The 23,949-nt window shown below is 70.5% G+C and carries 20 protein-coding genes; 10 read left to right on the top strand and 10 right to left on the bottom strand.

Features of this window, described 5'->3' with window-relative positions; all coding sequences use genetic code 11:
* Positions 1–6: 6 nt before the first annotated feature.
* The 6 genes from ACIBH1_RS04005 to ACIBH1_RS04030 all read left to right on the top strand — a co-directional run bounded on the left by ACIBH1_RS04005 (position 7) and on the right by ACIBH1_RS04030 (position 8,538).
* Complete coding sequence (locus ACIBH1_RS04005) at positions 7–1,155, top strand: thiolase domain-containing protein (RefSeq protein ID WP_397312056.1); 1,149 nt, start codon at positions 7–9, stop codon at positions 1,153–1,155.
* Between the two features lie 10 nt (positions 1,156–1,165).
* Positions 1,166–2,731 (top strand): acyl-CoA synthetase, encoded by a 1,566-nt coding sequence (locus tag ACIBH1_RS04010; RefSeq protein ID WP_397312057.1) that lies wholly within the window; start codon positions 1,166–1,168, stop codon positions 2,729–2,731.
* Between the two features lie 110 nt (positions 2,732–2,841).
* Positions 2,842–4,599, top strand: coding sequence for an ABC transporter family substrate-binding protein (locus ACIBH1_RS04015; protein ID WP_397312058.1), 1,758 nt, complete (start codon positions 2,842–2,844; stop codon positions 4,597–4,599).
* A 48-nt stretch (positions 4,600–4,647) separates the two neighbouring features.
* Complete coding sequence (locus ACIBH1_RS04020) at positions 4,648–5,628, top strand: ABC transporter permease (protein ID WP_397312059.1); 981 nt, start codon at positions 4,648–4,650, stop codon at positions 5,626–5,628.
* Positions 5,621–6,523: an ABC transporter permease gene (locus ACIBH1_RS04025; protein ID WP_397312060.1), complete on the top strand. Its 903-nt coding sequence runs from the start codon at positions 5,621–5,623 to the stop codon at positions 6,521–6,523. Before ACIBH1_RS04020 ends, ACIBH1_RS04025 begins: the two co-directional genes overlap by 8 nt.
* Positions 6,520–8,538, top strand: a complete 2,019-nt coding sequence (locus ACIBH1_RS04030) for a dipeptide ABC transporter ATP-binding protein (protein ID WP_397312062.1) — start codon at positions 6,520–6,522, stop codon at positions 8,536–8,538. Before ACIBH1_RS04025 ends, ACIBH1_RS04030 begins: the two co-directional genes overlap by 4 nt.
* Positions 8,539–8,550: 12 nt before the next feature.
* Here the strand turns inward: ACIBH1_RS04030 and ACIBH1_RS04035 are convergent, their stop codons facing one another.
* The gene (locus ACIBH1_RS04035) at positions 8,551–9,171 is read right to left on the bottom strand and encodes a LysE family translocator (RefSeq protein ID WP_397312063.1); all 621 of its coding nucleotides are present in this window, start codon (positions 9,169–9,171) and stop codon (positions 8,551–8,553) included.
* A gap of 21 nt (positions 9,172–9,192) precedes the next feature.
* On the bottom strand, positions 9,193–10,059 hold the full coding sequence (locus ACIBH1_RS04040; protein ID WP_397312064.1) for a LysR family transcriptional regulator: 867 nt from the start codon (positions 10,057–10,059) through the stop codon (positions 9,193–9,195).
* A gap of 100 nt (positions 10,060–10,159) precedes the next feature.
* Here ACIBH1_RS04040 and ACIBH1_RS04045 point away from each other — a divergent pair, with 100 nt between their 5' ends.
* On the top strand, positions 10,160–10,687 hold the full coding sequence (locus ACIBH1_RS04045; RefSeq protein WP_397312065.1) for a cysteine dioxygenase: 528 nt from the start codon (positions 10,160–10,162) through the stop codon (positions 10,685–10,687).
* A 567-nt stretch (positions 10,688–11,254) separates the two neighbouring features.
* On the opposite strand, the gene ACIBH1_RS04050 is transcribed toward ACIBH1_RS04045, so the two are convergent.
* Positions 11,255–14,101 carry a BTAD domain-containing putative transcriptional regulator gene (locus ACIBH1_RS04050; RefSeq protein WP_397312066.1) on the bottom strand — a complete coding sequence of 949 codons (2,847 nt, stop codon included), beginning with the start codon at positions 14,099–14,101 and terminating at the stop codon, positions 11,255–11,257.
* 53 nt (positions 14,102–14,154) lie between these two features.
* Between ACIBH1_RS04050 and ACIBH1_RS04055 the strand changes: the two genes are divergently transcribed.
* On the top strand, positions 14,155–15,024 hold the full coding sequence (locus tag ACIBH1_RS04055) for an NAD(P)-dependent oxidoreductase (RefSeq protein WP_397312067.1): 870 nt from the start codon (positions 14,155–14,157) through the stop codon (positions 15,022–15,024).
* Here ACIBH1_RS04055 and ACIBH1_RS04060 read toward each other — a convergent pair.
* The 5 genes from ACIBH1_RS04060 to ACIBH1_RS04080 all read right to left on the bottom strand — a co-directional run bounded on the left by ACIBH1_RS04060 (position 14,979) and on the right by ACIBH1_RS04080 (position 20,457).
* Positions 14,979–15,488, bottom strand: coding sequence for a TetR/AcrR family transcriptional regulator (locus ACIBH1_RS04060; protein WP_397312068.1), 510 nt, complete (start codon positions 15,486–15,488; stop codon positions 14,979–14,981). The genes ACIBH1_RS04055 and ACIBH1_RS04060 overlap by 46 nt on opposite strands.
* A complete protein-coding gene (locus tag ACIBH1_RS04065; protein WP_397312069.1) occupies positions 15,485–17,857 on the bottom strand; it encodes a YhgE/Pip family protein in 2,373 nt (790 codons plus the stop codon). Before ACIBH1_RS04065 ends, ACIBH1_RS04060 begins: the two co-directional genes overlap by 4 nt.
* Positions 17,857–18,411, bottom strand: coding sequence for an ATP-binding cassette domain-containing protein (locus tag ACIBH1_RS04070; RefSeq protein ID WP_397312070.1), 555 nt, complete (start codon positions 18,409–18,411; stop codon positions 17,857–17,859). Before ACIBH1_RS04070 ends, ACIBH1_RS04065 begins: the two co-directional genes overlap by 1 nt.
* Before the next feature lie 82 nt (positions 18,412–18,493).
* Positions 18,494–19,018: a GNAT family N-acetyltransferase gene (locus ACIBH1_RS04075; RefSeq protein ID WP_397312072.1), complete on the bottom strand. Its 525-nt coding sequence runs from the start codon at positions 19,016–19,018 to the stop codon at positions 18,494–18,496.
* Between the two features lie 83 nt (positions 19,019–19,101).
* The gene (locus tag ACIBH1_RS04080; RefSeq protein ID WP_397312073.1) at positions 19,102–20,457 is read right to left on the bottom strand and encodes a dipeptidase; all 1,356 of its coding nucleotides are present in this window, start codon (positions 20,455–20,457) and stop codon (positions 19,102–19,104) included.
* A gap of 240 nt (positions 20,458–20,697) precedes the next feature.
* On the opposite strand from ACIBH1_RS04080, the gene ACIBH1_RS04085 reads away from it, so the two are divergent.
* Positions 20,698–22,056 (top strand): aspartate aminotransferase family protein, encoded by a 1,359-nt coding sequence (locus tag ACIBH1_RS04085; protein WP_181611528.1) that lies wholly within the window; start codon positions 20,698–20,700, stop codon positions 22,054–22,056.
* A 30-nt stretch (positions 22,057–22,086) separates the two neighbouring features.
* On the top strand, positions 22,087–23,202 hold the full coding sequence (gene ald, locus ACIBH1_RS04090) for an alanine dehydrogenase (RefSeq protein WP_397312074.1): 1,116 nt from the start codon (positions 22,087–22,089) through the stop codon (positions 23,200–23,202).
* On the opposite strand, the gene ACIBH1_RS04095 is transcribed toward ald, so the two are convergent.
* Both ACIBH1_RS04095 and ACIBH1_RS04100 read right to left on the bottom strand, forming a co-directional pair.
* Positions 23,199–23,636 (bottom strand): VOC family protein, encoded by a 438-nt coding sequence (locus ACIBH1_RS04095; protein WP_397312075.1) that lies wholly within the window; start codon positions 23,634–23,636, stop codon positions 23,199–23,201. The two genes, ald and ACIBH1_RS04095, sit on opposite strands and share 4 nt — an antisense overlap.
* Positions 23,633–23,947: a PadR family transcriptional regulator gene (locus tag ACIBH1_RS04100; RefSeq protein WP_181611531.1), complete on the bottom strand. Its 315-nt coding sequence runs from the start codon at positions 23,945–23,947 to the stop codon at positions 23,633–23,635. Before ACIBH1_RS04100 ends, ACIBH1_RS04095 begins: the two co-directional genes overlap by 4 nt.
* Between the last annotated feature and the right edge of the window lie 2 nt (positions 23,948–23,949).

Below are 23,949 nucleotides of genomic sequence, written 5' to 3' on the forward strand. Positions count from 1 at the left end.
ACGACCGTGAGCAACCGTTGCGCGGTGATCGGCGTCGGCCAGACGGCCTACACGACCAAACGCCACGACGTGTCGATCGCGGGCCTGGTCCGCGAGGCGGCGCTGAGGGCCCTGGAGGACGCGGGCCTGACCTTCAAGGACATCGACGCCGTGGTGATCGGCAAGGCCCCCGACCTGTTCGAGGGCGTCATGATGCCCGAGGCGTACCTGGCCGACGCGCTGGGCGCGGCCGGCAAGCCGATGATGCGCGTGCACACCGCGGGCAGCGTCGGCGGATCGACGGCCCTGGTGGGCGCCAGCCTCATCCAGGGCGGCGTGCACGAGAGGGTCCTGGTGGTCGCCTTCGAGAAGCAGTCGGAGTCGAACGCCACCTGGGCCCTGTCGACCCACCTGCCGTTCAACGCCTCGCTGGTGGTGGGCGCGGGAGGCTACTTCGCCCCGCACATCAGGGAGTACATCAGGCGGTCCGGCGCCCCCGACCACATCGGCACGCTCGTCGCGGTCAAGGACCGGCTCAACGCCCTGAAGAACCCCTACGCGCACCTGAAGATCCCCGGGATCAACCGCGAGATGGTCGAGAGCACCCCGATGTTGTGGGAGCCGATCCGCTACCTGGAGACCTGCCCGTCGAGCGACGGGGCCTGCGCGATGGTGCTGTCGTCGGAGAGCAAGGCGACCGGCACCCCCGCCTGGGTGCTCGGCACGGCCATGCGCTCGGAGCCGATCTTCCGCGCGAGCCGCGACACCGTCAATCCGCAGGGCGGCAAGGACTGCGCGGCCGACGTCTACGCGCAGGCGGGCATCACCGACCCGCGCCGCGAGCTCGACGTGGCCGAGATCTACGTGCCCTTCTCCTGGTACGAGCCGATGTGGCTGGAGAACCTCGGCTTCGCGGCCGAGGGCGAGGGCTGGAAGCTGACCGAGTCGGGCGCGACCGCGCTCGACGGCGACATCCCGTGGAACGCCTCGGGCGGGGTGTTGTCGAGCAACCCGATCGGGGCGTCGGGGCTGATCAGGTTCGCCGAGGCGGCTCAGCAGGTCAGAGGGATGGCAGGGGAGCACCAGGTGGACGGCGCGCGGCGGGCGCTGGGCCATGCGTACGGCGGAGGCGCCCAGTTCTTCGCCATGTGGATCGTCGGGAGCCGCAAGCCCTGAGGAGGAGCCGATGGAGTTCAACCACGCCGATATGTTCGAGGGGCTGGTCGACACGATCGGGGAACGCACCGCGCTGGTCTGCGGCGAGGACCGGCGCACCTTCCTGGAACTGGAGGAGGAGGCCAACCGGCTGGCCCACCACCTCCTGGCCCAGGGGGTACGGCCCGGCGACCACGTCGGGATGCAGCTCTACAACGGCGTCGAATACGTGGCCACGCTGCTGGCGACGCTGAAGATCCGCGCGGTGCCGATCAACGTGAACTACCGCTACGTGGAGGCGGAGCTGCGCTACCTCTACCAGGACTCCGACATCGTGGCGCTCGTCTACGACGTGGAGTTCGCCGGCCGGGTGGCGGCGTCGCTGACGCCCAAGATCACGACGAGGGTCGTGGTGGGCGGGCAGGACGAGGGCGCCGTGCCGTACCAGGAGGCACTGGCGGCCGCCTCGCCGGTCAGGGACTTCGAGACCCGCTCCGGCCAGGACGTCTACATCATCTACACCGGCGGCACCACCGGCATGCCGAAGGGCGCGATGTGGCACGTCGAGGACCTGTTCATGGCCTTCGGCGGCGGCAACCCGTACGGCGAGCCGCGCGCGACGCCGCAGGAGGTGGTTGACGCCGCGGTGGCCGCCAACCCGTTCGTGATGCTGGCGGCGCCCCCGCTGATGCACGGCGCGGCGCAGGTGGGGACGTTCCTGGCGTGGTGGATGGGGGCCGCGATCGCCTACGTGCGGCGGTTCGACGCCGACGATGTGTGGCGCACGGTGGAGCGTGAGCGGGTGCTGACGGTCAACATCACCGGCGACGCGATGGCCAGGCCGCTGGCCGACGCGCTGGAGCGCAACAGCTACGACCTGTCGGGGCTGATGGTGGTGAGCTCGACGGGCGCGATCCTGTCGGGCGCGGTGCGTGACCGGCTGCAGGAGTTACTGCCCAACGTCATGATCCTCGATAATTTCGGATCGACCGAATCCGGGTACACGGCGTCGGGGGTTCCGGGATCGACTCCGGAAAAGGGCCTGAAATATCAGCCCAATGCGACCTCGAATATCGCGGTGCTCGACGAAAAACTGCAGCCCGTCGGGCCGGGCCAGATGGGCACGATGGCCAAGTCCGGGCGCATTGCCTTCGGTTACTACAACGACCCGGAGAAAACCGCCAAAACCTTCGCCACCGACGAGAACGGCACCCGCTGGCTGCTCACCGGCGACCTGGCCACGATCGACGACGACGGCATCGTCACCATCCTGGGCCGGGGCTCGCAGTGCATCAACACCGGCGGGGAGAAGGTCTTCCCCGAGGAGGTGGAGGCCGTGCTCAAGGGCCACGAGGCGGTCTTCGACGCGGTCGTGACGGGGGTGCCCGACGAGTTGTGGGGCTCGCGGGTCGCGGCGGTGGTCGAGCCCCGTCCCGGCGTCGAGGTGACGAAGGAGGACCTCGACGCCCACTGCAGGGAGCGGCTGTCGGGCTACAAGGTGCCGCGCACGTACGTGTTCGTGGAGCAGATGCTGCGTTCGCCCGCGGGCAAGGCCGACTATCGCTGGGCGCGTGAAACGGCCGAGGCCGCGAGCTGACGGGAGAGTGTCACAGGATCAGGATATTTAGTGACATATCCATCATATTTCTCCAAGTGGATCCCCTTCATGCTGGGTGAAGAAAGGCACCTTGAAGGGGGCAATCCACAATGGATCTACGAAAGGCACGAAGTGTTGCGTTAACCGCCGTCGCCCTGCTGGCCCTGTCCGCGTGCGCGGGCCAGCAGACGGCCACGCCCACAAGGCAGGCCAGTGACAAGCCCGAGGCGGTGAGCGAGGGCTTCGCGAACTGCCCGTCCGACCCCGCCAACTGCAACAAGGGTGAGCGCAAGCAGGGCGGCCAGATCGTCTACGCCCTCGAGCAGGGCTGGAACAACTGGAACATCAACGACGGCGGCGGCAACCTGCTCTACACCGCGCAGGCCCTGGCCCCGGTCAACACCGGCGTGTTCTTCGCCAACGCCAAGCCCGAGATGACCCTGAACACCGACCTGATGCAGTCGGCCGAGCTGACCGATCCCACGACGATCGTCTACAAGATCCGCCCTGAGGCCGTCTGGAACGACGGCACCCCGATCAGCGGCAAGGACTTCGAGTTCGTCTGGAAGATCGCCAACGGCAAGGACTGCGACCCGGCCAAGTGCCGCCCGTGGACCCAGTCCGGCTACGACCAGATCACCTCGCTCGAGGTCGGCTCCGACGGCAAGACCGTCACCGCCAAGCTCGCCAAGCCCTTCGCCGACTGGAAGGGCCTGTTCATCGCGCCGCGCCTGTTCCCCTCGCACGTCGCCGAGAAGGCCGTGGGGGCGCTCGACAACGAGGCGAACCTGGCCAAGGCCGTCGACTTCTTCGGCAAGACGCAGCCGACCTGGTCGGCCGGGCCGTACAAGCTGGAGAGCTACAAGCAGGGCGACTCGCTCGTCTTCGTGCCCAACGACAAGTGGTTCGGCGCCGAGAAGCCCAGTCTCGAGCGGCTGATCTTCAAGATCATCACCGACGTGCCCCAGCTGCCGACCGCGCTGGCCAACCGCGAGGTGAACGCGATCTACCCGCAGCCGCAGGTCGACATGATCAAGCAGCTCCAGGCCGACACCAACTCCAACCACTACGTGGGTCCCGGGCTGGGCTGGGAGCACTTCGACATCAACACCTCCAACACCTTCCTCAAGGACAAGGCGCTGCGTCAGGCGATCTTCACCGCGGTCGACCGGCAGGCGCTGATCGACAAGACCGTCGGCCAGTTCGCGCCCGGCATCACGCCGCTCAACAACTACAACCTCTTCGAGGGCGTCTCGCCGCACTACAAGGACGTCATCACCGCCACCGGCGCGGGCCAGGGCAAGATCGACGAGGCCAAGAAGATCCTCACGGACGCCGGATACAAGATCGAGGGCGAGAACCTGATCACGCCCGACGGCAAGCCGGTGCCGGAGTTCCGCACGCGCTACACCAACGGCAACGCCGTACGGAAGACCATGGTCGAGGCGCTGGCCGAGCAGGTCCGCCCGCTGGGCGTGAAGATCAGGGTGCAGCCCACCGACGACCTGTCGGGCACGCTCATCGGCGGCGACTTCGACATCATCATCTTCGGCTGGACCGGCACGCTGCAGACGTTCTCCTCCGCGCAGCAGAACTGGGGCTCCAAGAGCGCCAGCAACTTCTCCAAGTACGGCACGGCGGACATCGACAAGCTGCTCGCCGAGGCCGCGACCACGCCCGACGAGGCGTCCGCCAGTGCCACCCTCAACCAGGCGCTGGAGCAGTTCGCGCAAGGCTACGCCGTACTGCCGCTCTACCTGAAGCCGACCACGATCGCGGTCAACAAGGACGTCGTGAACGTCCGCAACAACCCGACCGGCCAGGCTCCGGTCTACAACACCCAGGAATGGGGTCTGCTCGCCCAGTGAGTTTCTTGGCGGGGGTGCTCGGGGCGCCCCCGCCGGCAAGGAGATCCCATGCTCGCCTTCGCGCTGCGGCGCTTCGTGATCTCGTTACCCGTGATCCTGGGCGCCACCCTCGTGGTGTTCGTCATGGTCGCCCTGACCGGCAATCCCGTCGACAACATGCGGCTGCTCAACCCGCCGCCGCCCGACCACGCCATCAAAGCCGAGGAGATCCGCCTCCACCTGGACCAGCCGCTGCTGACCCGCTACTGGTTGTGGTTGTCGGGCCTGGTCACCGGCGACTGGGGCCCGGCCGTCGACCGCCATCTCGACATCGGCGCCGAGGTCTTCTCCGGCTTCGCCGTCACCTTCCGCCTGGTCCTGGTGGCCATGCTGGTGGCGCTCGTCCTGGCCGTCGTCATCGGCGTGATCAGCGCCGTCAAGCAGTACACCGCCACCGACTACACCGCCACCTTCTTCGGCTTCCTGTTCCTGGCCATGCCCAGCTTCTGGCTGGCCGTCCTGCTCAAGGAGGCGGGGGTCTTCGCCAACCAGAACCTGGGGGCGCAGATCTTCTACACCGTGGGCGAGCGCTCGGTCGTGGTGACCGGGGGCGCCTGGGACAAGATCATGGACGCCCTGGGCCACATGATCCTGCCGACCGTCGCGCTGGCGATGATCACTTTCGCCTCGTGGAGCCGCTACCAGCGGGCCTCGATGCTCGAAGTGCTCAACTCCGACTACGTCCGGCTCGCGCGAGCCAAGGGCCTGCGATGGCGCACGGTCATGACCAGGCACGCGCTGCGCACCGCGCTGATCCCGCTCACCACGGTCACCGCCATGGACCTGTCGGGCATCATCGGCGGCGCCGTCGTCACCGAGACCATCTTCCAGTGGCGGGGAGCAGGCCGCCTGCTCCTGGACGCGATCAGGACGAAGGACATCCACCTCGTGATGGCCTGGCTCCTGGTCGCCGCCGTGGTCGTCATCGTCTTCAACCTGCTGGCCGACCTGCTCTACGCCCGGCTCGACCCGAGGATCCGCCATGACTGACCTCACCGCGGCCACGGTCACCGCCGGCCACGAGTTCGCGGTCGAGCAGCGCACCGGCCTGCAGATGGCGCTGCGCCGCTTCCTGCGCCACCGCGCCGCCGTGATCAGCCTCGTGCTGCTGGTGCTGATCGTGCTGTTCGCCTTCGTCGGCCCGCTGCTGTGGAAGTACACCTACTACACCTCCACGCCAGACAACTCCGCGCCGCCGTCGCTCGACCACCCCTTCGGCACCAGCACCGACGGCAAGGACCTGCTGGCCATGGTCATGCGCGGCACCCAGCAGTCGCTCAAGATCTCGCTGCTGATCGCGCTCATCTCCACCACGGCCGGCACGGCCTGGGGCGCCGTGGCCGGCTACTTCCGCGGCTGGGTCGACAGCGTCATGATGCGCATCGCCGACCTCGTCATCATCCTGCCCATCCTCGCGGTGGCCGCGGTGCTGGCGGCCAACAGCGGCGGCTCCTGGTGGATGATCTCCATGGTCATCGCGGGCCTGGTGTGGGCCAACGTCTCGCGCATCGTGCGCGGCGTCGTGCTCTCCCTGCGCGAGCAGGAGTTCGTCGAGGCCGCCAAGGCGCTCGGGGCGAGCGACGCCCGCATCATCTTCCGCCACCTGGTGCCCAACGCCATGGGCCCGGTGATCGTCGCCGCGACCATCCTGATCGCGATCGGCATCCTCACCGAGACCGCGCTGTCCTTCCTCGGTTTCGGCGTCCAGCCGCCCGACACCTCGCTGGGCATCCTGGTCAGCGAGGCCCGCACCGCGGTGCAGACCCGGCCGTGGCTGTTCTACTTCCCCGGCCTGTTCATCATCCTGATCGCGCTGACGGTCAACTTCATCGGCGACGGGCTGCGCGACGCGCTGGACCCGCGGCAGACAAGGGTCCGCGCATGACAGCAGTGCTGGAAGTCGACAACCTCAGCGTCTCCTTCCCGACCGACGACGGCGTCGTCCGCGGCGTGCGCGGCGTCTCCTTCGAGGTACGGCAGGGCGAGTCGCTCGGCATCGTCGGCGAGTCCGGCTCCGGCAAGTCCGTCACCGCCGGGGCCATCATGGGGCTGCTGCCCCGCAGCGCCAGGATCGAGGGAGCCGTCCGCTTCGAAGGCCGCCAGCTCATCGGGCTCGGCGACAGTGACATGAGCGACATCCGCGGCAAACGGATCGCCATGATCTTCCAGGACCCGATGACCGCGCTCAACCCGGTCTACACTGTCGGCTTCCAGGTCGCCGAGGCCCTGCTCGCGCACCGCCGCATGCCCGCCGACAAGGCCAGGGCGCGGGCGATCGAGCTGCTGGAGATCGTCGGCATCCCGCACGCCGCGGAACGGGCCGACAGCTACCCCCACGAGCTGTCCGGCGGCATGCGGCAGCGGGTCGTCATCGCCATCGCCATGGCCAACGACCCCGACGTCATCATCGCTGACGAGCCCACCACGGCACTCGACGTCACCGTCCAGGCCCAGATCCTGGAGGCGCTGGAACGGGCGCGCACGGAGACCGGGGCGGCGCTCATCCTCATCACCCACGACCTCGGCGTCGTGGCCGGGCACGCCGACAGGGTCGCGGTCATGTACGCGGGCAAACTGGTCGAGACCGGGGACGCGCACGACGTCTTCGGCCATCCGCGCATGCCGTACACCAGGGGGTTGCTGGCCGGCGTGCCCCGCCTCGACGGCCACCGCGGCCGGCTGACCCCGATCAAGGGCGCGCCGCCGTCCCTGATCAACCTGCCGCCCGGCTGCCCGTTCACCCCCCGCTGCCCGCTCGCCGAGACCACCTGCCACCAGCACGAACCCGAGCTGCGCGTGGTCGCCGCGCGCGGGCAGCGGGCCGCCTGCCACTTCTCCGAGGTGCCGGCCGAACGGCAGGTCCACGCGACCCCGCCGGTCCTGGCCGAACCCGCCGCACCGGGCGAACCCCTGCTGGTGGTGCGCGACCTGGTCAAACACTTCCCGGTGCGCTCCGGCCGGTTCATCAGGCGCCAGACGGGCGAGGTGCACGCGGTCTGCGGGATCTCCTTCGAGGTACGGCAGGGCGAGACGCTGGGGCTGGTGGGGGAGTCGGGCTGCGGCAAGACCACGACCGCGCGTGCCGTACTGAACCTGCGGCGCGCGACGTCGGGCTCCGTCGCCTTCGACGGGACCGAGATCGCCCACCTGTCGCGCTCGCGGATGCGCCCGCTGCGGCGCGACATGCAGCTGATCTTCCAGGATCCCTACGCCTCGCTCGACCCGCGCATGCCGGTCAGCGAGATCGTCGCCGAGCCGCTGCGCATCCACGGCCGCTACGACCCCTCGCAGGTCAAACAGCTGCTGTCTCTGGTGGGGCTCAACCCCGAGCACGGCAACCGCTACCCGCACGAGTTCTCGGGCGGGCAGCGGCAGCGCATCGGCGTGGCACGGGCGCTCGCGCTCAAGCCGCGCCTGCTCGTGCTCGACGAACCGGTCTCCGCACTGGACGTGTCGATCCAGGCGGGCGTGCTCAACCTCCTCAAGGACCTGCAGGACGAGCTGGGACTGTCGTACCTGTTCGTCTCGCACGACCTGTCGGTGGTGCGGCACGTGGCGCACCGGGTGGCGGTCATGTACCTGGGGCGGATCGTCGAGGTGGCGCCCGCCGACCACCTCTTCCAGCGGCCCGCCCACCCCTACACCCAGGCGCTCATCTCGGCCATCCCGATCCCCGACCCCGTGCTGGAACGCACGCGGCGGCGCATCCTGCTCACCGGCGACGTGCCCAGCCCGGTCAACCCGCCGTCGGGCTGCCGCTTCAGGACCAGATGCCCGAAGTTCGCGGCGCTGTCGGAGCAGGAGCGGGCCAGATGCGTCGAGGAGGCGCCGGAGCTCGTACGGCGGGGCTCCACGGCTCCGGTCGCCTGCCACTACGCGGAGGAGGAGAAGCTGCTCTGACGCGCTGGCGGCCTAGCTCTTGGAGGTCGCCAGGTAGGCGCCCAGGCCCAGGTAGATCAGCCCGCTGCCGACGTTGAGCCGGCGGCGGGCCCTGGCCGAGCCGCGCAGCTTGCCGGCCAGCGCCGACGCCAGCAGCGCGAAGGCGCCGTCGGAGGCCAGGCCCAGCACGATCCACACCGCGCCCAGCAGCGCGATCTGCGGCGCCACCGGGTGGGCGGTGTCGACGAACTGCGGCAGGAAGGCCAGGAAGAAGATCGCGGTCTTCGGGTTGAGCACGTTGACGACGAAGCCCTCCCAGAACAACCTCTTCTTGGAGTGCACCTTCAGCTCCACCAGGTCCGCGGTGTCGCGCTTGACGATCGCGCGGACGCCGAGGTAGACGAGGTAGGCCACGCCCAGGACCTTGACGATCGTGAAGGCGGTGGCGCTGGCGGCCAGCAGGGCGCTGATGCCCAGGGCGGCGGCCACGACGTGGACGATCGAGCCCGCGTGGATGCCCGCCACCGAGACCATGCCGGCGGCCCTGCCTTGCGCGACGCTCCTGGTGACGATGTACACCACGGCGGGGCCGGGCACCACGAGCAGCGCCAGCGTGGCGGCGCAGAACAGGGCGAGAGTCGTCAGATCCGGCATGTCACCAGCGTAGAAGCGCCGTCAACGGGTTATGCGGAGGGCTTCCAGCAGGGCCGCGGTGCTGGGCTGGTCGGGCGGCTCGCCGTACACGGCCGCGTAGACGTGCCTGGTCGAGCCCGGGATCGGCGCGATGCCGACGGCGGGGTGGCGGTGCGCCTGCAACGCCAGGCCCGGCAGGACGGTCAGGCCCAGCCCGGCCGCCACCAGCGCCTGGACGGCGACGATGTCGTCGCTGGTGAAGGAGATCGACGGGTCGAACCCGGCCCGCGCGCACATGTCGAGCAGGTGGCTGCGGCAGCGGTCGCACCCGGCGATCCAGTCGGCGTCACGGTGGTCGGCCAGGTCTCCCGACAGTTCGGAGCCGGGGCCGATCAGGTAGCTCGGGTCGTCGAGCAGGTGGATCATGCGGATGTCGCCGTCCTCCGGCTCGGTGTCGTCGTAGCGGAAGATGACCGCCACGTCGACGCGCCCCGCCCGCAGCAGGCGCAGGGCCTCGGGCGGCTCGGTCTCGGTGAGCTGCAGGCGCAGCCCGGGATGCTCCTGTGACAGGCGGCGCGCGGCCTCCGGGACGAACGTGCCCAGCGCCGAGGGGAAGGCCGCCAGCCGTACGCGGCCCGACCTGAGCCCGACGTGCGCGGCGAGCTCCTCGGAGGTGGCGTCGAGCCGTTCGATGATCTCCGCGGCGCGCTCGGCGAGCAGGCGTCCCGCCGAGGTCAGCCGGATGCCCCGGCCGACACGCTGCAGCAGCTTGGTGCCGGTCTCGGCTTCGAGGCGGGACAGGTGATGGCTGACGGAGGGCTGGGAGTAGTGCAGGTCGCGCGCGGCGGCGGTGAGCGAACCCCGGCGCGCGACGGCGACCAGGACGCGAAGCCGGGTTACATCAAGCATATCTATATATAACCCCAAATACTTCTGTTGGACCTATAGGTAGGTCGTGGAGCAGTGTAAGAGGGGAAGGAGATAAAACTCTATTCCCTAGGGGGAAACCATGAATATGGTCGCGACCCTGACCCGCCCCGGCCTCACCACTCTGGCCGACGGCGTCCGCCGCATCGCCGCCACCGGCCGGCCCGAGCGCGAGACCGCCTTCGCCGTCGCCGACTTCCTGCGCGCCCACCTTCCAGGGCTCGACATCCTCACCGAGGAGGAGCGGGTGGGGAAGGCCGAGAGCTACCACTCGTTCGCGCTCCACGCGGAGGCGGGCTTCTCGATCGTGGCCGTGGTGTGGCGACCCGGGCAGGGCACCGTGATTCACGACCACCTGTCGTGGTGCGCCTTCGGGGTGCTGAGCGGGAACGAGCACGAGACGCTCTACCGCGACATGGGTGACCACCTGGTGGAGATCGGGCGCGCGGACAACCGCCCGGGGGAGGTCAGCGGCTTCGCACCGCCCGGGGACATCCACTCGGTGATCAACACCAGCGACGAGGTGGGGGTGTCGATCCACATCTACGGCACCGACGTCAGCCAGACGGGGAGCAGCGTGCGGCGGGTGTACGACCTCCCCATCCTCTGACGGCAAGGTCCTCCCTCCTCGGGCGCTTCGCGCCAGGCGGGTCGGGCTCCCCTCCTTTGGGGGGCCGAGCCCCCCAAGACCCCCAGCCGGGGCTGCCGCCCCGGACCCCGCATGGTTGCCGTGGTCGACGGGGTCTTGGGGTAATCGTGCGCGCAAGGGGTCGTCTGGCCTCTCGCATCGAGGGGGAGCCGCGACTACGTCGCGCTCGATGTACTTGGTCATGAACTTGGTAACACTCGGCTGATGGGCGGCTGGCCGTCCATGGCAGTGCGGGCGGGTGAACTGCGGCCGGAAGCGCAGTGATGCGGATGCTCGTAGCGATGCGTGCTGTGCTGGGTGGCACGGATCGGATTGCCGGTGACGGGGGCATGGCGCGTGCGGGGCGACGTGGTGAAGAGCGCGACGTGAGCTGAGGCGTGGTCCGCTCCGCCGCTCACGCCGTCCGTCGCAGCCTTCGTTGTGGAAGCGGTTGACCCAGCGATGTCCACACGGGCCACGGGGCCGACCTTCGAACACGACACCATCCCCACCGCGCCCCAGGAACCGGGCCTTCCACCGCTGGCACGGTCACGCGCCCGCTGGCTTGCGCCGGCGGTCGTCCTCGGCGGAAGGGTGATCGGCGAGACGGGCGAGGGTCCGGTTCACGTCTCCCCGTTCGCCCGGTGGCAGCGGCGCGCCCACGGAGGCGCGCAGTGCCTCCGCCTCGGCCAGGAGCCTCGTCGCCTCCTCCGGCTCTCCGGCGAGGGAACGGGCCCCGGCCAGGCCCTCTTTCGCCAGCGCCACGGCGCGCGGATCGGCTGTCGCCTCCGCGGCGGCCAGGCCTTGGAGCTGCAGCCGGGTGGCGGTGACGGCGTCGCCGCGCTGCTCGGCGACGAAGCCCAGCTCGGCCAGCAGGAACGCGGTGCCTGCCAGGCCCTTGACGTCGTCGAGCCAGCTCAGCCACCTGCGCAGCCGGGTCTCGGCCTCGTCGAGCCGTCCCTGGCGGCGGGCCACCATGCCCAGGCCGACCTCGGAGAACTCCAGCGCCGACCGGTACGACTGGCGGGTGGCCAGGTGGACGGCGCGCTCGTGGAGGGTTCTGGCCCGGTCGAGGTCGCCGGTGAGCAGGGCGACGCGGCCCAGGGCGGCGAGCCTGAACGCCACGGCGGGCCACAGGCCCAGCTCCTCGGCGTGTTCGAGGCCTTCCTCGCGCAGTCTGGTCGCCTGGTCGTAGTCGCCGCCGATCTCGGCGAGCATCGCCAGGGAGTCGGCGGCTTCCAGCTGGCCCCAGCGGTCGCCGAGCTCGGTGAAGGCGGCCAGTGCGTGCTCGCCGTCGGCGCGGCTCGCGGCCAGGTCGCCCAGGGCCATGGCCAGGTGGGAGCGGGTGGCGAGGGCCGCGGCCCTGGTCCAGGCGTCGCCCTCTTCGCGGGCGCGCTCCAGCACCTGCTCGATGCGCCGCAGGTTCGCGGCGAAGTCGCCGTAGGCCCACCGCACGTGCACGGCGAACCACGAGGCCCTGACGCCGCCCGTGGCGAGGGTGTCCGGGGGTTCGCCCAGGGCCGTGGACATGCCCGCGAGCCAGGCGCGGTCGCCTCCCGACTCCGCCAGCGCGTCGCGCGCCTCCACCAGGCGTCCCCGCAGGTGCCGGTACCAGGCCAGCGCGTCCGCCAGCCGCGCGTCGCGCACGAGGCCGAAGTCGGCGGTCTCCGCGTCGAGCCGCGCCAGCCACTCCCGCTGCCGTGCCCCGCGCACCTCGGGCTCGGCCCGTACGGCCAGGCCGACGAAATACGCGTGATGCAGTTCCCGGATCCGCGGCTCCTCACCCGAGTCGGCCAGCTTCTCGCGGGCGTAGGCACGGATCGACTCCAGCAGCAGGTAGCGCGGCCCTGGCCCCACGGCCACGAGCGACCGGTCGGCCAGCCGCGCCAGCTCCTCGGCTCCGACCCCGACCGCGTCGGCTGCCTCCAGCGTGCAGCCCCCGGCGAAGACCGACAGCCGGCGCAGCGCCGCACGCTCCGCCTTCGACAGCAGTTCCCAGCTCCAGTCGATGACCGCCCGCAGGGTGCGCTGCCGGGCGGGCAGGCCGCGGATCTCGGGGCTGAGCGTGGCGAAGCGGTCGTCCAGCCGCCTGGCCAGCTCCTCCAGCCCGAGGGCGCGCACCCGGGTCGCGGCCAGTTCCAGGGCGAGCGGCAGGCAGTCGAGCCGGCGGCAGATCTCGGCGACGATGCCGCCCGGTTCGACGGCGGCGCGTTCGGCGAACAGCTCGGCGGCGGCGGGTTCGCTGAGCGGCTCGACCTCGAATCTGGCCTCGCCCGGCAGGCCGAGCAGCTGGCGGCTGGTGGCCAGGATCCTCAGTCCCGGCGCGGCCGCCAGCAGGGTGCGGGCGAGCTCGGCGACGTCGTCGATCACTTGCTCGCAGTTGTCGAGGAGCAGCAGGGTGCGCTTGTCGCGCAGGGCGTCGGTCAGGGGGATGTCGTCGCGGATGCCGAGCGTCGCGGAGATCGACCGGGTGAGGTCGGCGGCGGTGCGGGCCGCGGCGAGCTCGACCAGCCAAACCCCGTCGGGGGAGGAGGGTGACTGCCCGGTGGCCGAGGCCAGCGCCAGGCGGGTCTTGCCGACGCCGCCCGGCCCGACGAGCGTCACCAGTCGCGCCCGACCGAGCAGTTTCCCGACCCGTTCCACCGCTGCGTCGCGTCCCACCAGCCGGGTCAGCGGCGCGGGCAGGTTCGTCCTGGCGGGCTCCTGCCGGATCATCGCCAGGTGAAGCTCTTGCAGCTCAGGACCGGGGTCGACGCCCAGTTCGCCGGCCAGCCGTACCCTGAATCCGTCGAACGCCGTGAGCGCCTCGTGCCGCCGTCCGGCCCGGTCGAGCGCCCTGAGGTGCAGCGCGAGCAGCCGCTCGCGAAAGGGGTGCGCCTCGACCATCGCGCCGAGCTCGACCGCCCTGCCCAGCGCCAGCCGTACCTCCGCCTGCTCCTCGATCAGCGTCAGCCGCAGCTCCTCCAGCCGCGTGGCGTACGGCACGGCGAAGTCGAGCCCTTCCAGCACGGGACCGCGCCACAGGCCCAGCGCCTCGTCGAGCAGGTCGGCCCTGGCGGTGAGCTCGGAGGCGGCGCGGGCGGCAGCGGCCAGGCGCTCGAACTCTGCGGCGTCGAGCCATCCGGCGGCCACCTGGTATCCGCCCGCCCGTCGTACCACCAGCCCGCGGTCGCCGAGGGCCCCTCTGAGCTGCGAGACGCGTGCCTGCAGCACCGCGGCGGCGTTGCGCGGCGGGTCGTCGCCCCACAGGTCCTCGATGAGGATCTCGGCGGGCACCGGCCGGGGCGCGTGGATGAGCAGGTCGGCCAGCAGCGCGCGGACCTTGGTCTCGGCCACGGCGAGCGGCCGGCCGTCGTCCGCCCACACCGCCAGTGGACCAAGCACTCCGAACCGCACCAGGTCAGGCTATCCGTAGGAAACCCGTAGCCCGCTCCGGCACAGTCACGGTCATGACGAAGAACGTGACGATTGCCGGTCTGGGCGCGATGGGTTCGAAGATGGCCGAGGTCTACCTCGACCACGGATACGAGGTGACGGTCTGGAACCGCACGGCCGCCAAGGCCGACCCGCTGGTCGCCAGGGGAGCGGTCAGGGCCGACACCGCCGCCACCGGCTCATTGATCCTGCTCAGCCAGGTCGACTACCGCTCGATGTACGACAGCCTCGGCGACGCAGACCTGAGCGGCAAGGTGCTGGTCAACCTGAGCTCCGACACCCCGCAGACCCTGCGCGAGGCGGCCCGCTGGGTGAGCGAACGCGGCGGCGAGCTGGTCACGGCGGGCATCATGGTGCCGCCGCCCGGCATCGGCCAGCCCGGCGCCTACAGCTTCTACAGCGGCGACGAGAGCCTGGTCGAGCAGCACAGGCAGACGCTCGAGGTGCTGGGCGAGGTGAAGTTCATGGGCGAGGACCACGGGCTGGCCATGGCCTACTACACAGCGAGCCTGCACCTGTTCTTCTCCACGCTGGCCGCCTTCATGCAGGGCGCCGCGCTGGTCGGCGACGCGGGCAAGTTCCTGCCGTTCGCCCAGGAGACCATGGTCGAGCTGGGCGGCGACGGGCCGATGGGCTACCTGAAGATCCTCGCCCGGGAGATCGAGCAGGGCGTCTACCCCGGGGGCGAGAACAACATGCACATGATGGCCGTGAGCATGGAGCACATCCTGCACGCGAGCAAGGACGCCGGCCTCGACGTGACCCTGCCGGCCGCGCTGTCCGAGGTGATGAACAGGACCGTCGACAGCGGACACGCCGCCGACGGGCTGGGCAGCGTCTACGAGGTGATCCGGCCGCGCAACAGGTCCATCAGCTCGGCGTGAACCTCCTCGATCGAGCGGCCGGGCTGCAGCACCTTCCGCTCGATCGAGACCGTCAGCACCATGCCGAAGACCGCCGTGGGCGCGACGCCTCCTGGCACGTGGCGCTCGTAGACGCTGATGACCCGGGTGCGCAGCGCGGTCACGGCGTCCTGCCAGGCCGTACGCCACATCTCGGCCAGCAGGACCCGCGCGAACGGCCCGTAGCGGGCGAAGAACTCGAGCTGGGCGAGCACGGCGGTGTCGAGGTCGCCGGCCTCGCCCATGGCGTCGGCCAGCAGGCCGATGCCGTAGTCGAGCAGCTGCGCGAACAGCTGCTCCTTGCTGCCGAAGTTGTAGAAGACCGTGCCCTTGGCGACTCCGGCGCGTTCGGCGATGGCCTCGACGGTGGTCGCCGTGTAGCCCTGCTCGGCCATCAGCTCGATGGCCGCGGCGAACACCTTGAGCCGGGTCTCCTGGCGGGTCACAGCGCCAGTTCCGGGTGGAGCCTGCGCATGGACCAGGTGCGACCCCGGTGTACGGCCAGCACGGTCAGCGCGAGGCCCAGCAGAAGGAAGGCGGACAGCACCCCGCAAGCCTGCCACACCACGGTGAGGTCGCCGCCACTGATCAGCCTGCGCAACGCCGCGACCAGCCAGCTCATCGGCAACCACGGCGAGATCGTCTGGAAGAAGCCGGGCGAGGTCTCGATCGGGTAGGTGCCGGCGGCCGAGGTGAGCTGGAGCATCAGCAATGCCAGCGCCACCACGCGTCCGGGCGGCCCGAGCAGCGCGTTGACCGCCTGGATCAGGGCCAGGAAGGCGGCGCTGGCCAGCAGCAGCATGCCCGCCAGGCCCCACCGGTGCGCGGCCTCCAGGCCCAGCAGCCTGAGCGCGCCGAGCAGGATGCCCACCTGGGCGACGCCGAGGATCGCCGCGGGCACCCAGCCGGAGAGCGCGGTCCTGAGCGCGCCGGTGGTTCCCGCGAGCAGGCGGGGGTTGAGGGGCCGCAGCACCATGTAGGCGATCATCGCGCCCACCCACAACGCCAGCGGCACGAAGAACGGTGCGAAACCGGTGCCGTAGTTGGGCACCTCGTTCTCCACGGAGGTGGCGAGCTTGACCGGGTCGCTCATGACCTCGCTGCGGCTCGCGCGCTCGTCGTCGGAGTAGTCGGGGATCTGCGAGGCGCCCTTGCCGAGCCCGTCTGCGAGTTCGCCCGAGCCGTCGGCCAGCTTGTCGAGCCCCTGGCCGAGGCCGTCGGCGCCGTCGTGGAGCTTGCCGACGCCCGCCTGGAGCGAGCCCGCGCCTTCGTGCAGCTTGCCGACGCCGCTCTGCAGTTGCCCGGCGCCGTCGCTGAGCTTGCCGATCCCGCCGCCCAGCTTGCCGACGCCGGCGCCGAGCTCGGTCAGCCCGTCGCCGACCTTGGCGGACCCGGCGGCGAGCTTGGCCGCCCCTGCCTCCAGCTGTCCTGACGCGGAGCCGACCTGGCCGAGCTTCTCGTGGACGGCCGCGGCGCCGCCGGCCAGCTTGGCCAGTCCCGCGTCGAGCTCGGCGAACCCGTTCCTGACGCCGTCGAGCTTCGGGCCGAGCTGCGGCGCGATCCTGGCGATCTCGCGTGCCTGCCTGGCCAGCTCGCGTGCCTTCTCCGGCAGGTCGCTCGGGCGGGCGCCCAGCTCGCCCGCCTGGCCGGACAGGGCGGCGCTCTGCTCGGAGGCCCGCTCGGCGGAGTGGGCCGCGCCCCTGAGCAGCTCGCGGACCCGCGGGTCGGCGTCGGGGCCGAGCGCGTCGAGCGCGGAACGGGCCTGCTCGGCGGCGCTGGTGGCGTTCTGTCCCACCTGGTCGGCCTTGGCCGCGATCCGTTCCGCGGCGCCGCTGTCGGCTCCGTCGGCGAGGGCGTCGGCGGCGTCGGCCACCGCTTCGGCCGCGGCGGCGACCTTGGGCCCGTACTCGTTGAGCAGGGGCACGTAGGTGTCGGCCAGCCGGTCGACGGTGGCGAGCTGGGCGTGCACCTGCTCGTAGGCCTGGCGGTTGCCCTCGGCCAGCGGGCCGGTGCCCTCGTCGCGCAGCTCGGCCACGCCGTCCTGGAGCTCGCCCAGCTTGTCCTGCAGCGTGGTCAGCCCCGTGGTCACCTGCTGCGAGCCGTCGTGCAGTTTCACCGCTCCGGCCGACAGCTTGGCGGTGGCGGTGCCGGCCTCGTTCAGTCCCACGGTCAGCTTCCTGCTGCCCTGGACGGCGGAGCCGAGGCCACCGGTCAGCTCGCGGGTGCCCTGCTCGGCGTCGCCCAGCCCCTGGCTCAGCCGGTCGGCGCCCTTGCCTGCCTCGGCCGCGCCGTCGTGGAGCCGGCCCGCGCCGCCGGCCGCCTCCGTCGTCTTGTCGTGGATGTCGGAGAAGGAGAGGAAGACCTTGTCGAAGTAGCCCTGGACGGCCGTCCTCGACGCCGCGGCCCGCACCTCGTCGAAGACCGCGTCGGAGATCGTGCCCATGATGTAGGAGCGGCCGGTGTCGACGCGCACCCCCAGCTCGGCGGGGTCCTTCGTGCCGGTCAGCCGCGAGCTGAAGTCGGCCGGGATGGTCAGCGCGACGTAGAAACCGCCGTCGCGCACCCCGTCGGTCGCCTGCCGCGCGTCGACGTCGCGCCAGCCGAACACCTTGCGCTCGCGCAGCTCGTCGGCGAGCTCGGGCCCGTACTCGCCGGTGTCCTCCACGACCAGCGCGACCGGGAGCTTGTCGAGGTTGCCCTGCGGATCCCAGAACGACCACAGGTACAACCCCGCGTACAGCAGCGGCAGCAGCACCACGCCGGCCAGCGCCGCCCTGGTCAGCCTCGACCTGGTGAACCTGCGCAGCTCTCTCATCACAACTCCACCAGGTGGTCGAAACGGGCGGGCGGCTGCACGCAGGAGGCGACCACGGCGACGTCGAGCCCGCGCAGCAGCTCCCACAGCTGGTCCTGGCGGTCGGCGGGCAGGCCCCTGTCGACGTTGTCGGCCAGGATCACGCCAGGCCGGTCGAGGAGGGCGAGCGCCAGGCCGAGCCGTACGGCCTGCTCGCGGTCCAGCTCACCGGCGGCGGTCCGGTCGCCGCCGGTGAACCCGACCCGTTCCAGGACCTGCTGGTACGGCACGCGCCTGCGCTCGCGCAGGTGCTCGCGGACGGTGAGCTGACGGTCCAGGTCGGTGACCCCGTCGACCAGCGCCAGCGCGGCGACCCGGCGGATCTGCCTGGGCTTGGCGTGCCCCGCCACCGCCAGAGTTCCCGACGACGGCCGCATCCGTCCGGCGAGGGTCAGCAGCAGGCTGGTGCGCCCGCTGCCGGCCGCCCCCGCGGCGACGGTCAGCTCGCCGGAGGCGGCACTGAGGGTGACGTTCGAGAACACCCCCTCGACCGACAGCTCCTTCGCGACGATCACGTGGCCCTCCTTTAAACTGACCAGTCAGTACAAAAGGTAGCGCACAAAAAGAGGGCCCCGTCCGCCGGGACCCTCTTCCCCTCTAGCGGAGCTCGCCTTCCAGCAAGCCCATCATCACCATGTCGTGCCACTTGCCGCCCCGGCGGAAGCCGTCGCGCGCGACGCCCTCCTGCACGAAGCCCACCTTCTCGTACACCCGGCGCGCCGCCACGTTGTCGGCGACGACCCAGAGCTCGATCCGGTGCAGCCGCATCTCCTCGAACCCGTAGCGGCACATCACCCGCATCGCGTCGCTGGCCAGCCCCTTGCCCCACTGGTCCTTCTCGCCGATCCACAGGTCGAGCTGCGCCATGCCCAGCTCCGGCTGGGTGTCGCGCAGCCGGATCGCCCCGACCAGCTTGCCGTCGTCGAGGGTCTCGATGCCCAGCAGGGTGGCGGCGTAGGAGTTCGTGTCGCGCTCCAGATGCCGCTTGGTGAGCTGGGCCAGGGACTCGGGATAGCCCGCGTTCATCCAGCGCACCACCTCGGGGTCGGCGCCCCAGCGCCACAACGACGGGCCGTCGTCGGGTTCGAGCGGGCGGAGGCGGACCTTGGTTCCAGTGAACATGCCTTCTGTCTATCAGGGGTGGTCAACCGGTTTTCCCCAGCGGAAAGCCCGCGGCGGGACGCCGCGGGCTCTCATGGGACGACCTAGACGCCGAGCGCCGAAGGAAGCCCGAGCTCGCGCAGGAACAGCGCCTCCGCCGTCGCGGTGCGGCGCAGCTCCTCCAGGTCGAGCCGCTCGTTGGGCGCGTGGATGTTGGCCGCTTCGTCCTCCGCGCCGAACAGCAGGATCTCCGCCAGCGGGAACTGCTTCAGCAGCGTGTTCACCAGCGGGATCGACCCGCCGGCGCCCACGTCGCGCGGGGCGCGGCCGAAGGCGCGCTCCATGGCGCGGTTGAGGGCCGAGCGTGCCTTGCCGCCCGAGTCGGCCTGGAAGCCCGACCCGACCGTCAGGTCGCCGAACGACACCTGCACGCCCCACGGCGCCACCTGGCGCAGGAACTCCATGACAGCGTCGGAGGTGGTCTTGGGGTCGCCGGACGGAGGGACGCGGACGGTGACGCGGGCCCGCGCGACCGGCTGGACGGCGTTGACGGCGCCCGAGACGGTGGGCACGTCGAGGCCGGTGACCGTGATCGCGTAGGAGGCCCACAAGCGGTCGGCGAGCGAGCCGGAGCCGACCAGCGAGACGCCGTCGAGCACCCCGGCGACCTCGCGGAACTCCTCCTCCGACGGCCCCTGGCCGAGGAAGGCGCCACGGGGCAGGCCCGGCACGCGGATGTCGCCGTTGTCGTCGTGGAGCGCGGTGAGCATGCGCATCAGCGCTGCGAGCGCGTCGGGCGCCGCCCCGCCGAAGGAGCCGCTGTGCAGGGCCTCCTTCAGAGAGCGCACCTCGATGGTGAAGGCCGCCATGCCGCGCAGCGAGGTCGTCACCGAGGGGTCGCCGACCTTCGGGTTGCCGGTGTCGGCGACCACGATGGCGTCGGCGCGCAGCAGCTCGGGGTTCTGCTCGACGAAGGCCTCCAGGCGCTCGCCGGCGTACTCCTCCTGGCCCTCGATGATGACCTTGATGTTGACCGGGAAGTGGCCCTGGAAGGCGCGCAGCGCGATGACGTGGGAGATGATCCCGGACTTGTCGTCGGCGGCGCCGCGGCCGAAGAGCCGGCCGTCGATGAGGGTCGGCTCGAAGGGCGGGGTGCGCCAGTTGGCCGGGTCGCCGGCGGGCTGCACGTCGTAGTGCGCGTAGAGCAGCACGGTCGGAGCGCCGGCCGGGCCTGGCGCCTCGCCGTAGACGGCGGGGAAGCTGCCCTCCACCGGGATCTGCTGCACGTGGTGCAGGCCCACGGAACGCAGCAGCTCCTCGGTCACGGCGGCGGCGGCGAGGACGGGCTCCTCCGGGTGGCCGGGAAAGGCCACCGACGGGATGGCGACAAGGCGCTTGAGCTCCTCGACAGCCTGGGGCATCGCCGCGGCGACAGCGCTTTCGATCTGGTCAGGTGTCACCGGACTAATCTCCCGGATCGTTCTCGTCGTTGAGTTCGGTACGTCTCATTGGATCACACACGGTTACCCAGCGTGCAAATCGGGTTGACTCGCCGAACAAATCTACCTGCGGATTTCGTTGCCGTTACAAGTCGAGATTGCGGATACCTGATTTCTTGCAGAGTGTTGCCACGCTTTCGCTTGGCAATACCCGCTGTGACCAGGCACACTGTGGGAAGTTCGACACAAGGGAAGATACAGATGAGCGCACAGCAGGCGGCTCAGGACCATCTCTGGCTCCACTTCACACGGCACTCCGGCGGCAAGATCCCCATGATCGTGAGGGGTGAGGGTTCCTACATCTGGGACGCCGACGGCAAGCGTTACCTCGACGGACTGGCGGGCCTGTTCGTGGTCCAGGCCGGACACGGCCGCTCCGAGCTGGCCGAGGCGGCCGCCAAGCAGGCCCAGGAACTGGCCTTCTTCCCCCTGTGGTCCTACGCCCACCCCAAGGCGGCCGAACTGGCCGCGCGCATCGCGGAGCAGACGCCCGGCGAGCTGAACCGGGTCTTCTTCACCACCGGCGGCGGCGAGGCCGTCGAGACCGCGTGGAAGCTGGCCAAGCAGTACTTCAAGATGGTCGGCAAGCCGCTCAAGCACAAGGTCATCAGCCGCCAGATCGCCTACCACGGCACCACCCAGGGCGCCCTGTCGATCACCGGGGTGCCCTTCTTCAAGCAGATGTTCGAGCCGCTGGTGCCGGGACGCGTGGCCGTACCCAACACCAACCACTACCGGGCCGACGAGATCACCGGCGTGCCCGGCATGACGCCCGAGCAGTACGGCATCTGGGCCGCCGACCGCGTGGCCCGCGCGATCGAGATGGAGGGCCCCGACACGGTGGCCGCCGTCTTCGCCGAGCCGGTGCAGAACGCGGGCGGCTGTTTCCCGCCCCCGCCCGGCTACTTCCAGCGGCTGCGCGAGATCTGCGACCACTACGACGTGCTGCTGGTCTCCGACGAGGTCATCTGCGCGTTCGGGCGGCTCGGGACGATGTTCGGCGGGCAGAAGTTCGACTACGTGCCCGACATCATCACCTGCGCCAAGGGCCTGACCAGCGGTTATTCGCCTCTGGGGGCGATGATCGCGCACGAGCGGCTGTTCGAGCCGTTCAAGGGCGAGGGCGAGATGTTCGCCCACGGTTACACCTTCGGCGGCCACCCGGTCTCCGCCGCGGTCGCGCTGGCCAACCTCGACATCTTCGAGCGCGAGGACCTGCTCGGGCATGTCACCCGCAACGAGCCCGTCTTCCGTCAGACGCTGGAGAAGCTGTACGACCTGCCCATCGTGGGCGACGTGCGCGGCTCCGGCTTCTTCTGGGGCATCGAGCTGGTCAAGGACAAGACGACCAAGGAGACCTTCAACGCCGAGGAGTCGGAGCGGCTGATCAGAGGCATGCTCAGCCACTCCCTGTTCGACGCGGGCCTGTACTGCCGCGCGGATGACCGGGGCGACCCCGTCATCCAGCTGTCCCCCCCGCTGATCGCGGGCCCGAAGGAATTCGACGAGATGGAGTCCATCCTGAGAAGAGTTCTTTCGGACATTTGGGCCAAGTTGTAAAATTCTTTCAACGACGAAAGAGGAACCGAGATGAAGATCGGCGTCCCCGCCGAGGTGAAGAACCACGAATACCGTGTCGCCGCCACCCCCGCCGGCGTGCACGAGCTGGTTCGCCACGGCCATGAGGTCCATGTCCAGCGGGGCGCCGGTCTGGGCTCGCACATCACGGACGAGGAGTACCTCGCCGTGGGCGCCAAGATCGTCGACACCGCCGACGCGACCTGGGCGGAAGCCGAGATGGTGCTCAAGGTCAAGGAGCCCATCGCCGAGGAGTTCCACCGGCTGCGCGACGACCTCGTGCTCTTCACCTATCTTCACCTGGCCGCCGGCGCCGACTGCGCGAGCGCGCTGCTCGGCGCGGGCACCACGGGCATCGCCTACGAGACCGTCCAGGTCGGCCATGCCCTGCCGCTGCTGGCCCCGATGTCGGAGGTCGCCGGCCGCCTGGCTCCGCAGGTCGGCGCCTACAACATGATGCGCTTCAACGGCGGGCGAGGCGTGCTGCCCGGCGGCGTGCCCGGCGTGGCCCCCGCCAAGGTGGTCGTCATCGGCGGCGGCGTCTCCGGGCTCAACTCCGCGCAGATCGCCGTCGGCATGGGCGCCGACGTCACCGTGCTCGACACCAACATCGACCGCCTGCGCTTCATCGACGCCATCTACCAGGGCCGCCTGAAGACCCTCGTCTCCAACTCGCTCACCATCGAGCAGGAGGTGCTCCAGGCCGACCTGGTCATCGGCGCCGTGCTCATCCCGGGCGCCAAGGCCCCGACGCTGGTCTCCAACGACCTGGTCTCCCGGATGAAGCCGGGCTCCGTGCTCGTCGACATCGCCATCGACCAGGGCGGCTGCTTCGAGGACTCGCGCCCCACCACGCACGCGGAACCGACCTACAAGGTGCACAACTCGGTCTTCTACTGCGTGGCCAACATGCCCGGCTCGGTGGCCAACACCTCGACCTACGCGCTGACCAACGCGACCCTGCCCTACGCGGTCAAGCTGGCCGACCTGGGCTGGCGCGAGGCGCTGCGGGCCGACGCCGCGCTGGCGCTCGGGCTCAACACCCACGCGGGCGCGCTCACCAACGAGCCGGTCGCCGAGGCCCTGGGCCTGCCGTACACCCCGGTCTCCGAGGTGCTGGCCGCCTAGTAGCCGGTGTTGCGCACGATCTCGTCAGGGGTGAGCTGCTCGCGCGCCGTGGTCACCGACCACCGGTGGCCGAAGGGGTCGCGCAGGACCCCGTAGCGCTCACCCCAGAACATCTCCTGCACGGGCATGAGCACCTCGGCCCCGGCGTCGATCGCGCTGCGCGCGACGGCGTCGGGGTCGTCCACTTCCAGCAGGATCATCACCGGGCTGCCCCCGACGGTCGGGGGCGCCAGCGCGCCCAGTTCGGGCGTCTCCTCGCTCACCAGCAGCCGTCCCGCGCCCACCTGCAGCTCGACGAAGAGGATCACCCCGTTGGGCAGCGTGTTGCGGAAGACCTCCACCGCCCCGAAGGCTTCGCGGTAGAACTCCACGGCCCGTTCGGTGCCCAGCACGAACAGATGGGGGCTCAGCCCCGTCGGCCTGATCGACGTCATGTCACTCCCGCCTCCCTGGCGGCCTCCACCATGCGTGTGAGCAGCGCGACCTCGGATCGCAGGGTCTGCTCGCCCGGCCCGGTGAGGCGGTAGTAGCGCCGTCGCGCGTCGTGCGGCGCGCCGGGGTCGTCCTCGTCGGTCTCCTCCACCAGCCCGTCGGCCAGCAGCCGGCTGATGGTGCGATACAGCGTGCCGGGGCCGAGCCTGACGGCGCCGTCGCTGACCTGCTCGACGAACCGCATCACCGCATACCCGTGGGCAGGGCCCTTGGCCAGGGCCAGCAGGACATGGAATCCGGCGCCGGTCAGCATGT

The organism is Nonomuraea sp. NPDC050663 (assembly GCF_044456985.1).
Taxonomy (GTDB): domain Bacteria; phylum Actinomycetota; class Actinomycetes; order Streptosporangiales; family Streptosporangiaceae; genus Nonomuraea.

Excerpts from the sequence above, each read along its gene's own strand:
- ald (WP_397312074.1), top strand. The coding sequence starts at position 22,087 with ATGAAGATCGGCGTCCCCGCCGAGGTGAAGAACCACGAATACCGTGTC.
- ACIBH1_RS04040 (WP_397312064.1), bottom strand. The coding sequence starts at position 10,059 with ATGCTTGATGTAACCCGGCTTCGCGTCCTGGTCGCCGTCGCGCGCCGG.
- ACIBH1_RS04035 (WP_397312063.1), bottom strand. The coding sequence starts at position 9,171 with ATGCCGGATCTGACGACTCTCGCCCTGTTCTGCGCCGCCACGCTGGCG.
- ACIBH1_RS04045 (WP_397312065.1), top strand. The coding sequence starts at position 10,160 with ATGAATATGGTCGCGACCCTGACCCGCCCCGGCCTCACCACTCTGGCC.
- ACIBH1_RS04065 (WP_397312069.1), bottom strand. The coding sequence starts at position 17,857 with ATGAGAGAGCTGCGCAGGTTCACCAGGTCGAGGCTGACCAGGGCGGCG.
- ACIBH1_RS04100 (WP_181611531.1), bottom strand. The coding sequence starts at position 23,947 with ATGCTGACCGGCGCCGGATTCCATGTCCTGCTGGCCCTGGCCAAGGGC.
- ACIBH1_RS04030 (WP_397312062.1), top strand. The coding sequence starts at position 6,520 with ATGACAGCAGTGCTGGAAGTCGACAACCTCAGCGTCTCCTTCCCGACC.
- ACIBH1_RS04075 (WP_397312072.1), bottom strand. The coding sequence starts at position 19,018 with ATGTTCACTGGAACCAAGGTCCGCCTCCGCCCGCTCGAACCCGACGAC.
- ACIBH1_RS04015 (WP_397312058.1), top strand. The coding sequence starts at position 2,842 with ATGGATCTACGAAAGGCACGAAGTGTTGCGTTAACCGCCGTCGCCCTG.
- ACIBH1_RS04055 (WP_397312067.1), top strand. The coding sequence starts at position 14,155 with ATGACGAAGAACGTGACGATTGCCGGTCTGGGCGCGATGGGTTCGAAG.
- ACIBH1_RS04095 (WP_397312075.1), bottom strand. The coding sequence starts at position 23,636 with ATGACGTCGATCAGGCCGACGGGGCTGAGCCCCCATCTGTTCGTGCTG.
- ACIBH1_RS04025 (WP_397312060.1), top strand. The coding sequence starts at position 5,621 with ATGACTGACCTCACCGCGGCCACGGTCACCGCCGGCCACGAGTTCGCG.
- ACIBH1_RS04020 (WP_397312059.1), top strand. The coding sequence starts at position 4,648 with ATGCTCGCCTTCGCGCTGCGGCGCTTCGTGATCTCGTTACCCGTGATC.
- ACIBH1_RS04085 (WP_181611528.1), top strand. The coding sequence starts at position 20,698 with ATGAGCGCACAGCAGGCGGCTCAGGACCATCTCTGGCTCCACTTCACA.
- ACIBH1_RS04010 (WP_397312057.1), top strand. The coding sequence starts at position 1,166 with ATGGAGTTCAACCACGCCGATATGTTCGAGGGGCTGGTCGACACGATC.